This window comes from Paenibacillus sp. FSL M7-1414 (genome assembly GCF_038003195.1).
In the GTDB taxonomy this organism is placed as follows: Bacteria; Bacillota; Bacilli; order Paenibacillales; family Paenibacillaceae; genus Paenibacillus; species Paenibacillus amylolyticus.
In genome coordinates this window covers 154682-168256 of sequence record NZ_JBBOOS010000001.1, presented here as the reverse complement: position 1 = coordinate 168256, position 13575 = coordinate 154682, and the positions used below count along the sequence as shown (strand labels likewise).

The 13575-nt window shown below is 47.9% G+C and carries 12 protein-coding genes; all 12 read right to left on the bottom strand.

The genetic code is table 11. The features are described from left to right. Positions 1-30: 30 nt before the first annotated feature. Positions 31-903 (bottom strand): carbohydrate ABC transporter permease, encoded by an 873-nt coding sequence (locus tag MHH92_RS00830; RefSeq protein ID WP_036616194.1) that lies wholly within the window; start codon positions 901-903, stop codon positions 31-33. 70 nt (positions 904-973) lie between these two features. Continuing rightward, on the bottom strand, positions 974-1873 hold the full coding sequence (locus MHH92_RS00825) for an ABC transporter permease (protein ID WP_036616191.1): 900 nt from the start codon (positions 1871-1873) through the stop codon (positions 974-976). 116 nt (positions 1874-1989) lie between these two features. After that, the gene (locus MHH92_RS00820) at positions 1990-3591 is read right to left on the bottom strand and encodes an extracellular solute-binding protein (protein WP_036674794.1); all 1602 of its coding nucleotides are present in this window, start codon (positions 3589-3591) and stop codon (positions 1990-1992) included. A gap of 447 nt (positions 3592-4038) precedes the next feature. Next, positions 4039-6300: a helix-turn-helix domain-containing protein gene (locus tag MHH92_RS00815; RefSeq protein ID WP_340901574.1), complete on the bottom strand. Its 2262-nt coding sequence runs from the start codon at positions 6298-6300 to the stop codon at positions 4039-4041. A gap of 254 nt (positions 6301-6554) precedes the next feature. Continuing rightward, a complete protein-coding gene (locus tag MHH92_RS00810; RefSeq protein ID WP_036616184.1) occupies positions 6555-7502 on the bottom strand; it encodes a ribose-phosphate diphosphokinase in 948 nt (315 codons plus the stop codon). A 264-nt stretch (positions 7503-7766) separates the two neighbouring features. Next, positions 7767-8591, bottom strand: a complete 825-nt coding sequence (gene hisJ / locus MHH92_RS00805; protein ID WP_047841451.1) for a histidinol-phosphatase HisJ — start codon at positions 8589-8591, stop codon at positions 7767-7769. A 12-nt stretch (positions 8592-8603) separates the two neighbouring features. Further along, entirely contained in the window at positions 8604-9338 is a 735-nt protein-coding gene (gene hisIE, locus MHH92_RS00800) for a bifunctional phosphoribosyl-AMP cyclohydrolase/phosphoribosyl-ATP diphosphatase HisIE (RefSeq protein ID WP_282319737.1), read from the bottom strand. Beyond that, positions 9331-10092, bottom strand: coding sequence for an imidazole glycerol phosphate synthase subunit HisF (gene hisF, locus MHH92_RS00795; RefSeq protein ID WP_017691268.1), 762 nt, complete (start codon positions 10090-10092; stop codon positions 9331-9333). The genes hisIE and hisF overlap by 8 nt, the downstream gene beginning before the upstream one ends. A 30-nt stretch (positions 10093-10122) precedes the next feature. Then, entirely contained in the window at positions 10123-10857 is a 735-nt protein-coding gene (gene hisA, locus MHH92_RS00790; protein ID WP_047841450.1) for a 1-(5-phosphoribosyl)-5-[(5-phosphoribosylamino)methylideneamino]imidazole-4-carboxamide isomerase, read from the bottom strand. A gap of 62 nt (positions 10858-10919) precedes the next feature. Further along, positions 10920-11546 carry an imidazole glycerol phosphate synthase subunit HisH gene (hisH, locus tag MHH92_RS00785; protein ID WP_340901573.1) on the bottom strand — a complete coding sequence of 209 codons (627 nt, stop codon included), beginning with the start codon at positions 11544-11546 and terminating at the stop codon, positions 10920-10922. Positions 11547-11549: 3 nt separating this feature from the next. Further along, the gene (gene hisB, locus MHH92_RS00780; RefSeq protein ID WP_036674766.1) at positions 11550-12179 is read right to left on the bottom strand and encodes an imidazoleglycerol-phosphate dehydratase HisB; all 630 of its coding nucleotides are present in this window, start codon (positions 12177-12179) and stop codon (positions 11550-11552) included. Then, a complete protein-coding gene (gene hisD / locus MHH92_RS00775; protein ID WP_074092955.1) occupies positions 12172-13476 on the bottom strand; it encodes a histidinol dehydrogenase in 1305 nt (434 codons plus the stop codon). The genes hisB and hisD overlap by 8 nt, the downstream gene beginning before the upstream one ends. Positions 13477-13575 lie beyond the last annotated feature (99 nt).

Below are 13575 nucleotides of genomic sequence, written 5' to 3'. Positions count from 1 at the left end.
TCTGGCTAATCTTTTTACATCAGCCTTAACTCAACCTTTTACCGCGCCAAGCATCGCACCACTGACAAAATACTTTTGCAGCCACGGATAGACGAGTAGAATCGGAACGGTTGCAAAAATAACGGTTGCGGCCTTGAGACTCTCGGGAGTCAATGGCGTACGGTTAGCACCCTCCATTTGGGTAAGCTCGCTGACCATATTGTTCTGTACCATTTGGAATAACTTCAATTGAAGCGGGTACAGCTTCGGATCATTAATATACATCAGGGAATCCTGGAACCCATTCCAGCGTCCAACCGCATAGAAAAGAGCTAATGTAGCCAGTACAGGCATGGATAGTGGCAATATAATTTTGAATAGCGTGTGTACATGGGAACTGCCGTCAATCTCAGCGGATTCTTCCAGACTTTCAGGAATACCTCTGAAGAAAGAAATCAGGATAATCAGGTTAAACGGACTGACCAGTCCCGGCAGAATCAGTGCCCACACGGAATTAAGCAAGTTCAAGTCACGAATGAGCAAGTACTCAGGAATGATCCCGCCACTGAAGAACATCGTAATGATGATGACATACATGAAGAGCTTGCGCCCTTTTAATTTTTTCTTGGTTAACGGGTAAGCCGCTGCCAGTGTGAACACCATGCACAGCACAGTAGTAGCAATGGTCAGAACTGTCGTGTAACCCAGTGAATAGATCATCGACTGATCAGAGAACACCTGAATATACGCATCCCAATTGAATTCTTTCGGGAATATGGTCACTTCTCCTGACGTAATCGCACGGTTAGAACTGAATGAGATCGCGATCGTGTGCAGAAATGGAGCCAGGCAGAATATAACAAACAAGGTGATAAAGGAGATATTAACGATATCAAAAATCCGGTTTGAGGTGCGTTCACTCATATGCGCACAGCTCCTTTACTGATGGTCTATACAAACAAGCCGATTGGCGTCTCTTCCGTTCATCCACAACCTACAAAATACCTTCACCGGTTGCTTTCTTCGAAATATAGTTAGATCCTAGCACGAATATGAGTCCCACCACTGCCTGGAACAGTCCAACGACAGTTGCCAGCGTGTATTGTCCTGATTCAAGACCAACTCTGTATACAAAGGTACTGAGTACATCGGAATATTCACGCACGGCCGTATTACCAATGATATAAGGCCGATCAAAACCGATGCTGACCATATGTCCAAGATTGAGAATAAGCAAGGTCACGATGGTTGGTTTAATACTTGGCAATGTAATATGCCAGATTCTCTTCAGCCGCGATGCTCCATCGATCTCAGCTGCTTCAAACAATTCCTTGTTGACGCCGGTTAATGCGGCCAGATATAGAATGGTTCCCCATCCTGCACTTTGCCAGACACCTGTGAAGAGATACGTCACAAGCCATGGATTTTTTTCTGTCAAAAATGGTATCGAATTTAAGCCCATGCTCTCCAGTACACCGTTAACCATACCGGATTGATTACCGAACAATTGGTACACAATTCCCCCGATGATTACCCATGAGATAAAGTGAGGAATGTACAATATCGTTTGTGAGATTTTTTTGAACCATTTGAATCGAACTTCATAAAGCATGATCGCCAGAATAATAGGAGCTGGAAATGAAACGACCAGATCAAGAAAATTCAGCATAAAGGTGTTGCGCAATGTCGTGTAGAAGTCCCGCATTCCAAATACTTCGCGAAAAGCATCAAAACCGATCCACTCACTGCCGCTGATTCCCTGAAACAGGTTAAAGTCCTTAAAGGCGATCTGTACACCGTACATCGGTCCATAACGAAAGATTAAAAAGTAGATAATGGGCAGTGAAATCAGAGCGTATAATTGCCAATACCTCTTCAAGTATGTGGTGGTCAAGTCGGTTTCCTCCTATCAACAAGGAAACGGCTGTGCCGCCAGTCCGGCGGCACACGTTCCTTTCTAGTTAAGCCGTAGTATGGGTATCTGTCTTGGAGATTGAAATGTGGAGCTACTTAATTTGCAGGAAGTGCCTGAACTGCTTCTTCAAGTTCTTTTTTCAGTTCAGTACCACCCAGAGACATGAAATCAGCCATTTCTTTTTCATATACCGCATCGAATTCTGCTGGCTTAGCCATCGCTGTTTTTACGATAATGACATTTAATTTGTCTTTGAGAGCTGTGCTGTACTTCATCTCTGCTTCAATCGGTTTGTCGAAAATGATTGGTCCTACCGTATCGGTGTTAGCAATATCAATGGATTGTTTCAGCATCTCCTGATTATTTTGCGGGAAGCCCATAATCCATGCCTTTTCATTCGTCGCTTGATCACCAATGTTTTTACCGTTCGAGATAATGGCTGTATCCCCTGCGTTAAACAGACGATCCTGCGCTTCCTGGGATGCATCCTCTTTCACTACTGGAATGCCGTCTACCAAATCATAGTTCTCGCCTTCCACACCACTGTAGATATCAATCAGATTGTTGTCAGATGCCATCCAGTCGAGATATTTGATCGCTTCGACAGAACGTTTGCTGCTCTTCGGAATCATAATGTACATACCATTTGTTCCGTAGCGTGACTTGATGTGTTTGTTGTCTGCATTTGGATTGGTGTATACATCAACCGGCAACACTTCACTGCCACTCACATTTTTATGCAAGTTATCCAGTGTGCCATCTCCGTAGAACATGGCATCCACATCTTCAGACCAGTAACCTACGTTACCGTTTTGAATGTCTTTCCCTAATTGCGTTTTGTCTTCATCCAAACTGAAGTCTTTGCTGATCAGACCTTCGTTGTACAGTTTGTTCAGGAACTGCATCGATTCTTTGAATCCTTCATGCAGCGGCAATTCATACCTTTGACCATAAGTCAGATCGCCACTAACTGGCTTGATGAATGAGTAGATGAGCGTTTCGAATTGAGCTGGTGCAAGAGCCATACCCATTGGGATGTTTTTGCTTCCGAGTCCACCAGGATCTTTATCCTTGAACGCTTTCAAAGTTGTATATAATTCATCCGTGGTCTTCGGCGCTGGCAATCCCAGCTTATCGAGCCAATCCTGACGAATGTAAGAACTGTATCGGCCTGTGATAGCACGTTTACCCGGAACAGCAAACTGTTGTCCTTCCACTTGCCCAAACTTCAAAGTATCTTCACCCAGGAACTTCTTCAGGTTCGGACCGTGCTGATCAATCAACTCTCCAACATCAGTCAAACCACCCTGCTGGGCATACCGATAAAACACGCTTGAGTCATAAACAAAGACAATATCAGGGACATCCGTATTGCTAGCCATCAGGACGTTCAGCTTGGTAACTTCCTCAGAACGCTGAACGGGTACAAACTGTACATCAATATTGTTGGGATCACCGAACTTCTCCTGAATCATTTTAGATAGATAGTTGTTCGTAATTGTGTACGGTGAAGGACTGTTACCACGGTCAAAAATCTCCACCTTTAAGGTAACGCGCTCGCCATTGCCTGATGTTCCGCCTTCAGCTGATTCTTCTGATGCTGATGAGCATCCCGCAAGTAAAGAAACGCCCATTACCATCGTAAGCGCCAAACCCATCCATTTCTTTAGACTCCCTTTGGTTGCTTTGCTTCTCATTTTGTCATCCCCTTTGGCTTTGCGTGAATGTTTAAAGCTTGCCCAGAGTATTTCACATTTTTCCGTCATCCTGCAATAAACCTCTTTCGGAAGCGCTTACAAACGGATTATGGTTTATATGTTAAGCCTATTTTCGCAGACTGATTCTTTTCCCAAAGCTGCGCTGCTCTAGGCTTTGACGGCACTCTTCGCCTCAAGGATCAGAACTGCCTGTCCCAAGTCGGATAAACCATTTTCACACACTGCCTATATTCGTAAACGGAAAAAAAACAGGAATATTAGCTTGTTATCCTGCGAAAACAGTTACATCGATCTCGGGCAGCAGAGTATTGTACAACGAAAACAGGGCGAACCTCTGCAAGCCTCTCTCCTAAGTGGAAAGTGACTGCATGAAATTCACCCTGTGTTATCCTGATGTACAGATCTCAGAATAGGATCACTTTTGCATTACTCTTCGGGTTCTCGATGTTCACGTTTCAAACGACGATAATCTCCTGGTGTAATGCCCGTTACCCGCTTAAATACACGTCCCAACGTAATTCCATTTGCATACCCAACCTTTAGAGCAATATCCTGCAAAGAGTAATCGGTATTGAGCAGAAGCTGCTCCGTCTCCTTCATGCGAAGCTCTGTAACAAAATCAACAAACTTCATGTTGAATTCTGTCTTGAACAAATAACTCGCATGTTTGCCCGTAATCTGGAATCGATCGCTCAGATGTTTCAATGAAAGATCAGGATTCGCAAACTGTTCTTCGATATAATTTTTCATTTCGTTAACCATGGCTTTGTAGCTCTTGGTTTCCGTTACCGCTACATACGTTCTGAACAAGTCCGTCAGACCATCAAACAAAAGACTTTCCACATCCGCAAGCGTCTCTGCCTCTTCTACAGCACTCAACCATCTGTTGATGTTTTCTTCGGACAGCTCTTCCTGGAGTCCTTCCGACATCATGGCCACCTCTCGGCTGAGCATCTGTAACATGGCCTGAATCAGAGAACGAATCTCATCATCCGGCAGTTTGTTCTGTTCAAACGCTGTAAAGATCTCCTCCAACTGTTCCCGCCACTGCCCACTCGACATCCGGAACCGCTTAACAAAGTCCGCAATCATCTGCAGATAGGTATAGGTATCCAGCAAAGGATGCTGTGTTTCACCGCAGTCGGCTTGGCCGACATCTCCATTCATCAACAGTTTACGTTGCATTACCGCTTCTGCGGCCGCATAGGAATCTCGTATTGTACCGATTCCCTGAGCGATAGGTCCAATGCCAAAGCTTAAGGAAATGCGTAGATTTTGTTCTACCCAAGATTTGCATTCCTCAGCTACAACACGAATCTGCCCAGACATATCCATGTTGATATCATTCTGTTCTTTGAACACAAAAAGGATTGCAATTCGATCCACACTAATCCATTCCGTCCAGCATTGGACTCCCGTATTACGTGACAGCTCTTGCAAAACGTTCATCAAGGCAAATTTCAGCGTATTTTGTTCACCTCTCGTGTACCTCTCCTGAAATCCCTTCTCATAACGGTTAATCTCTCCAACAACAACGACAAAACGCGACGAGTCATGCACGTCATTCAATGGAGAAAGCTCTTTTAATTGCTCTGCTGCATTTTCCATGTGTTCACCATGCAACAGGGCATTGAACAACTTGCTGCGCTGCATAAGTACATTTTCCCTGCTTTTCTTGTCATAATCCATCATATGATTAATCAGATTCTCAAGCACACCGTCAATCATCTTCATCTCATCCGTGCGAGCACCTGAGTGTTCGAACGCCCGAATCTGATGAGACTCAATCCGGTTCATGATGATCTGAATGGGTTTATAGTTACGGCGAGTAATGTACACGATATATACAATCGCACAGATGACTGTCACAATAGCAATGATTACCCATACATAAGATATGACCGATACCCAGCCAAATAAGTTGCCGGCCTTAATTCCACTGGATATTGTCCAGCCTAGTCTTTCTAGCGCTAGCCTATTCAGTTCCTGACCATCTATCGAGCCCTCTTGGTCCGAATGTGCATTATACACAACCTTACCGTCCCGATCCGTAATCGTCAGGAATGAGAGCTGACCATTAACCATACTATCTACACTCTGTTCAATGCTGCTCATCTTGATATTAATGACCAATGTGCCCTGAGAGCCAAAAGGCAAAGGCATGTCCTTGTTCACGGTTAATACGCGAATAGGGGTACGTTGAACAGAGTCCGCATCGAATTCCCGGACCGGCTGCCAGCCTGAACCGATAGACCCGTTACCCATCTGATCAATCCATGCCTTATCCGAGAAACCTTCCACTTCTCTGGAACCACTTACGGTCAGAACATGTTTATTACGCTTGTCATATAGATAGATGGACTGAATCCATGAGGACGAATTGGATAGCTCACGTAAATTCTGCGCAATTTCATACACCGTGTCCGAGCTGGTCAGGTTTGTGTTATTAAAATAGAGTTTGTATGCCTGCTGACTCTGTACCGTTTCCAGGATGGATAGTTCAATATCCCTGATTGTGCGATCCACCGTGTCTATCATATAACTGGAGGAAATCCGGTCTGCTTTTTTTGTTTCCTCTTTAGAGATGTCATTGATGAAAACAAACGCGATAAAAATGAGTATGGTCACCGTAAGAAAAAAAATTGGGAAGTACGAGAACAATAACCGGTAGTACCAATTACGAGACAATAGACCCCACTCCTCACTCCACGATGCCAATGTTCTCAGCCGTGGTTCTACTGTTCAGCATCCATCTCACCTTAGGGGCTGAATACTATATGATAACGCTATCATAACTGATTTTATGTTATTATAGCACAAGCCTCTGAGCAGCAAAGCAAGAATTGAATTCAAAGAGCCAAAACAAAAAAACCGTGCTGAGCAGACAACAACTCAGACACGGAACAGTTCATCTGGCAGCACACCGTTATATCTTCGATGCTCTAAATACCAGAATCCTTAAACAATGTGGCCATGGAGCCACCATCCACAATAATGCGTACGGCGCGGGCCAGCATTGGCGCAACAGGTAACACTTTGAAGCATTCAGGGTGGTCATCTGGCAGTGCGATCGAGTCCGTAACGACCACCTCTTCAATTGACGGGTGATTCAATTTACTTACTGCACCATCCGAGAACAATCCGTGTGTTGCACATACATATACATTTTTGGAGCCACGTTCCTTCAACCCTTCCACGACATTCAGAATGGTTGTTCCAGTGTCGATCAGATCCTCAATAATAATAGGTGTCCGTCCTTCTACATCACCAATGACATGGGTAATCACCGATTCATTATGGCTTGGACGTTTCTTGATCATAATGGCAAATGGAGAATCCAGACGGTTCGCCAGCTTCTCTGCCATCGATGCTCGTCCCGCATCCGGGGAGACGACAACAGGATTCTCGATTCCTTTGCTTAACAGATAATCACTAATCAGATCCAGTGATGTCATATGGTCAACCGGAATGTTGAAGAATCCCTGAATGGCCGCTGCGTGCAGGTCGATCGTTACCACTCGATTGGCGCCAGCCGTAGTTAATACATCTGCTACCATCTTGGCCGAGATCGGTTCCCGTGGTGCGGATTTGCGCTCTTGACGAGCATAGCCGTAATACGGAACAATGATGTTCACAGTGCGCGCTGAAGCCCTCTTTGCGGCATCAATCATCACAAGCAACTCGACAAACAGCTCATTGATCGGATGAGACAACGACTGTACCAGAAACACATCACAATTACGGATCGTTTCTTCATAATGAACGTATATTTCTCCGCTCTTGAACCTGGACAGCTTGATCTTGCCCAGTTGTACACCCAGCTTGTCACATACCTGTTCTGCCAGCTTAGGGTTCGATGAACCGGAAAAAATACGTAACGAATGCTGCATAATGCCCTCCCGAGGGTTGAAGTCCCTATATAATCCCTTATCTAAAAGCGAGTGTTCAAAAAGACCGGTTTTCAGTACCGAGAAGATGGGATAAAGCTAGAAATGGAGTAGCGGAGCGTAGGCAAAACTACGTGAGCAACGGACATTTCGGCTGAATTCCAGCTTCGATGCTGAAGATGCCATTAGGCATCCTTCGTAATCAAAGGCGGAATTTTTGAACTACCTCTAAAAGGTTATTTCCTACCCTCATTATACTCCAATGGCTTATACATTTAAAGGAATGAACGAGCGATGACGGCCTTCAAAAACAGCGACTTCCGTACAGCCCAACTCATGTAAAAGTGCTTCAGCTTCAGGCAAATAATCGCCCAGCTTCAGTGGGTCATGTGCATCAGAGCCCATGGTTAATGGAATACCCAAGCGAATGGCTTCTGTCAGCATTCTGCGACTAGGGAACATCTCGGCACAAGGCTTCGATATCCCGGAAGCATTCAGCTCCATGGCGCAACCACTTTTGGCAATAGCCTGCAGCGCTGCGTTCTCCAGTGAGATACGTTCTTCTGTCTGCTCCGTTGAAGGAACATAGCCAAACCGTTTAATGACATCCGTATGGCCCATAATATCGTACATGCCCGTGGCGGCTGCCTTGCTTACGGCATCGTAGTACTGACGATATACTTCAAGGATGTCTTTGCCCTCCCAGTGATGGGTCTGGCGGAAATCCGTAATGTCCCATTCCCCAAGAAAATGCACAGAGCCAATCACATAATCCCATGGATAACGCTCAATGATTGCACGAATCTCTGTTTCCCAGCCTTCAATATAGTCACCTTCCAGACCAACACGTACGTCAATCTGACCACGGTAACGTTCTTTCAGGGAGAAACACTCCTCTACATAACGCGGCAGTTCATCCATAGGCATCGCCATTTCCGGATAATATTGAGCCGGATCGACATGCAACAATGGCATGTGATCGGACAATCCAATTTGGGATAGTCCGATCTCCACACCACGCTGCACGTACTCTTCCAGTTTGCCCACGGCATGTCCACACCGCTCATGGTGTGTATGATAGTCTATACGCACGAAACTCGCCTCCTAATCGCGGCGAGGCCGTTCATGACGGCGGCTCAGCTCTGACATAATGTCGTCCAGCGGCAGCTTGCGTTCTTGTAACAGGACGAGCAGGTGATACATCAGGTCACTGACTTCCAGACGAAGCTCGTCATTATCTTTATTTTTGGCGGCGATGATCGTCTCGGATGCTTCTTCACCGATTTTTTTCAGTATTTTGTCTACACCTTTATCAAACAGATACGTTGTATATGCACCCTCAGGACGCTCACGTTCACGCTCTGCAATAACGGATTCCAGTTCAGCCAATACCTCAAAGCGACTTTCGGAACCGGAATTTGTAGAAGCAGATGCCGCACTCGCTTCATCCGAAGCCTTGTCTGCCGATTTCTCTGGCAAACCAATGATTTCATTATGGAAACAAGTTACCGCCCCTGTATGGCAAGCCGGACCGTTCGGTTTCACCTCAACCAACAAGGTATCGCCGTCACAATCATATTTTAGGGAAGTAATCGTCTGCACGTTGCCAGATGTTGCTCCTTTATGCCACAACTCCTGACGCGAGCGTGACCAGAACCAGGTCTCACCGGATTCCAGCGACAACTTCAGGGATTCGCGATTCATATAAGCCATCATTAAAACTTCACGGGTATCTACATCCTGCACAATGGCAGGAACCAAACCTTCACTCCAACGAATGTGTTCCACAACCTGTTCCAAGGATAACTGTTCCTTGATTTCATCGCTCACTTTAGTCACGGATCTCCACCCCTTGTTCTCTCAAATGTTGTTTTAACGCCGGTACGGCGATTTCTTTGTAATGGAAAATCGTTGCGGCCAGCCCTGCGTCCGCTTTGCCTGTGGTAAATACATCATAGAAATGAGATTCCTTGCCCGCACCGCCCGATGCGATGACTGGAATACGCACAGATTCGGATACCGCTGCCGTCAGCTTCAGATCAAAGCCGTCTTTTGTTCCGTCCGCGTCCATACTTGTGAGCAGAATCTCCCCCGCGCCCAAGCTCTCAGCCTGTTTAACCCATTCCAGCGCCTTGATCCCGGAGGGTTTCCGTCCACCATGGGTATAGACTTCCCACTCGCCCCAAGCTTCGTTATACTTGGCATCGATCGCTACCACGATACACTGCGAGCCAAAGCGACGTGCACCATCTGCAATCAACTGCGGATTAAGTACCGCGGCTGTATTCACTGCAATTTTATCCGCTCCTGCACGGAGAATCCGCTTCATGTCCTCTACCTTGGAGATGCCACCACCTACCGTAAAGGGAATAGCGATCTCGCCCGCCGTCTGCCGCACGACTTCTTCCATCGTTTCGCGACCTTCTACCGAAGCGGAGATATCGAGAAACACCAATTCGTCCGCGCCCTCGCGGTCATATAGTGCCGCCAGCTCTACCGGATCACCCGCATCGCGGAGATTAACGAAGTTGACGCCTTTGACGACCCGGCCGTCCTTCACGTCCAGACAGGGGATGATTCTTTTTGCCAGCATGCTACCTCTTCCTCTCTATCCGAATATCCCTTACTTATTGACCGCACGTACTGCTTCAGACAGATCGATGCTTCCCGTATACAGTGCTTTACCCACAATTGCTCCACCAACACCATCATCCGCGTGGCGACTCAGACGAAGCAGATCATCCATTACACTCACACCGCCTGAAGCAATAACCGTCCGTCCGCTTGCCTTAGCTAGAGACACAATCGCTTCCACATTAGGACCCTGCATCATGCCATCACGGGAAATATCCGTAAAGATAAACGTTTCTGCGCCATATGCCGCCAGTTCCTTCGCGAGTACCTCTGCCTGTACTTCCGATGTTTCAAGCCATCCGCGGGTTGCCACGTAACCATTACGAGCGTCGATGCCAATTGCCACTTTGTCGCCATAACGTCCCAGTACTTCCTCTGTAAAAGCACGATCCTCAATCGCTGCTGTTCCAATGATCAGCCGGCTAACACCCAGACCCAGCAAACGTTCTACATCCGCTACCGTACGAAGTCCGCCGCCCACCTGAACAGGTACGTTCACAGCCGAGGCAATCCGCCCGATCAGCTCATCGTTAACAGGGTGCCCTGCTTTCGCACCATCCAGATCCACCAGATGAACGTATGTACCGCCTTGCTTCTCCCAGGATAGAGCCACTTGAACCGGGTCATCGTTATACACGGTCTCCTGATTATAATCTCCCTGCACCAGTCTTACACATTTGCCGTCCCGGATATCAATCGCCGGATATAGGATAAAAGATGACATACAAGGCCTCCTGAATATGAATTAGATTTGTACGCTTTCTATAGTTAAGAAGAGATGATGTTTTACCTTTGTACAGGTGCTCCTGTCAGAGCCAAAAAGTTACCGAGGAGCTTTATACCAAGCTCTCCACTTTTCTCCGGGTGGAATTGCATGCCGAAGTTGGATCCTCTGCCTACAATGGCTGTCACCGGATGCCCGTAATCCGTTACCGCCAGCAGATCGTCCCTGTTTTCAGTAAGCGCATGATAGGAATGGACAAAATAGACGTGACCTGCCTCAAGCCTCACAAATAGCGGGTTTTCCGCGTGCAGGAATTCCAAACGGTTCCATCCCATATGAGGAACTTTCAGCTTTCCTGGTGCGAATCGCACCACTTTACCTGGCAAAATATCCAGTCCCTCATGCTCGCCATGCTCTTCACTTGAGCTGAACAATAATTGCATGCCCAGACAGATACCTAGCAGTGGCTTGGACCCGGCAGCGGCTTCCTTCACCACCGTATCCAGTCCACTCTCCCGCAGATGAACCATCGCATCACCAAAAGCACCTACGCCTGGCAGAATGACACCATCTGCGCCAAGAATCTCTTCCCGGTCACCCGTGACCAGCGCTTCGTAGCCAAGACGTTCGACCGCTTTGCCGACGCTGTGCAGGTTACCCATACCGTAATCGACAATTGCAATCGCCATCGTCTACAGCACTCCCTTCGTGGAAGGCACACCCGTTACACGTGGATCAATCATCGTTGCTTCATCCAGTGCACGTCCCAGCGCCTTAAAGATCGCTTCAATCATGTGGTGGGTGTTCTGACCATAGTGCACAATGACATGTAACGTAATTCGAGCTTCCAGCGCCAATTTCCACAGGAATTCATGTACCAGCTCCGTGGAGAAACTGCCTACCTGTTGGGAAGGGTATTCTGCACGGTATTCAAAGTGAGGTCGGTTGCTCACATCAATAATGACCTGAGCGAGTGCCTCGTCCATTGGTACAAAAACACTGGCGTATCGCTTAATACCGCGTTTGTCACCCAACGCTTCTCGCAACGTCTGTCCCAGACAGATTCCGATGTCTTCAACCGTGTGATGATCGTCGATATCAATATCTCCGCGAGCCTGCACGTTCAGGTCGAATTGTCCGTGCTTGGTGAACAGATCCAGCATATGGTTCAGGAAGGGGACATCCGTTTCAATCGTGGATTGTCCTGTTCCATCTACATTAAAGGCCAATTGGATATTGGTCTCGTTTGTTTTGCGGTCAACCTCTGCTTGGCGCACTGCACCTTTGTTTTCAAGTTCCACACCATTATTTTGCTTATCCATTGTCCGATTCCGCCTTTCCTTCCTGTTCTAACCGTACAGCAATTGCACGGGCATGCCCTTCAAGACCCTCATGGCGGGCCAACTCTATAATAGCCGCTCCGTTCTGCAGCAGCGCTTCTTTACTATAATAGATCAGACTCGATTTCTTGATAAAATCATCCACATCCACCGGTGAACTGAATCGCGCGGTTCCATTGGTTGGAATAATATGATTCGGTCCGGCAAAGTAATCCCCTACCGGCTCCGAGCTGTATGGGCCGAGGAAGATCGCACCGGCATTTTCGATCCGGCCAGCGTAAGCCATCGGCTCCTGCACCATGATCTCCAGATGCTCCGGTGCGAGCCGGTTCACCACGTCAATTCCCTCATCGATGGAATCGACTACAATAATAGCGCCATACTGCTCCACGGAAGCAGCAGCGATATCCCGCCGCGGCAGCACTTCAAGCTGCCGCTGCACTTCGCCCTGCACGGCTTCCGCCAGCGTGGCCGAATTCGTGACGAGAATGGCCGATGCCATCTCGTCATGTTCCGCCTGCGACAACAGGTCGGCGGCGACGTACACTGGATTCGCCGTATCATCGGCGAGCACCACAATCTCACTCGGCCCGGCGATACTATCGATATCGACCGCACCGTACACCTCGCGCTTCGCGAGCGCCACGTAAATATTGCCCGGTCCACAGATTTTATCGACCGGGGCAATACTCTCCGTGCCGTAAGCCAGGGCGGCGATAGCTTGAGCGCCGCCAACCCGGTACATCTCGCTCACGCCTGCTTCCGCAGCAGCAACGAGGATGTACGGGTTAATACCTTCGCCACCATTCGTAGACGGCGGCGTCACGAGAACAATCTCCGGCACGCCTGCCACCTGTGCCGGAATCACATTCATCAGCACAGACGATGGATACGCTGCTTTGCCGCCAGGTACATAGACGCCGACGCGCTTCAGCGGTCGGATGACCTGGCCCAGCAGGCTGCCGTCCGGCTGCCAATCCATCCACGAGTTGCGTTTCTGTTTCTCGTGAAACGCACGAATGTTGGCGGCGGCTTGCCGAATCGCCGTCACAAAGGATGGCTCCACGGCTGCATAAGCCGCCTGCAGCTCTTCCTGCGGCACGCGCAATTCCGCGGCCGTCAGCTTTGTGCGGTCCAGCTGCTCTGTGTAACGCAGCAGTGCCGCATCACCCTCACGGCGAATGTCGCTGACAATGCGCCGTACCGTTTCATTTTGCTCCGGCGTGCCATACTCCACTTCCCGCTTCAGATCAAACTCCCGTGCAGGTACAATTTTCATACGTACAACCTCCTCATCCTCTGTAATGCCTGCCTTTTTGTGGCCGATTCGTTTCCTTTTTGTGTCTCTTACTCTTGCTTTTGCTTCTGCTTTACATGT

Bases quoted from the DNA above. Each gene is read 5' to 3' on its own strand.
- MHH92_RS00830 (WP_036616194.1), bottom strand. From the start codon at position 903: ATGAGTGAACGCACCTCAAACCGGATTTTTGATATCGTTAATATCTCC.
- hisF (WP_017691268.1), bottom strand. From the start codon at position 10,092: ATGCTGGCAAAAAGAATCATCCCCTGTCTGGACGTGAAGGACGGCCGG.
- hisH (WP_340901573.1), bottom strand. From the start codon at position 11,546: ATGGCGATTGCAATTGTCGATTACGGTATGGGTAACCTGCACAGCGTC.
- MHH92_RS00820 (WP_036674794.1), bottom strand. From the start codon at position 3,591: ATGAGAAGCAAAGCAACCAAAGGGAGTCTAAAGAAATGGATGGGTTTG.
- hisA (WP_047841450.1), bottom strand. From the start codon at position 10,857: ATGTCATCTTTTATCCTATATCCGGCGATTGATATCCGGGACGGCAAA.
- hisB (WP_036674766.1), bottom strand. From the start codon at position 12,179: ATGGATAAGCAAAATAATGGTGTGGAACTTGAAAACAAAGGTGCAGTG.
- hisD (WP_074092955.1), bottom strand. From the start codon at position 13,476: ATGAAAATTGTACCTGCACGGGAGTTTGATCTGAAGCGGGAAGTGGAG.
- MHH92_RS00810 (WP_036616184.1), bottom strand. From the start codon at position 7,502: ATGCAGCATTCGTTACGTATTTTTTCCGGTTCATCGAACCCTAAGCTG.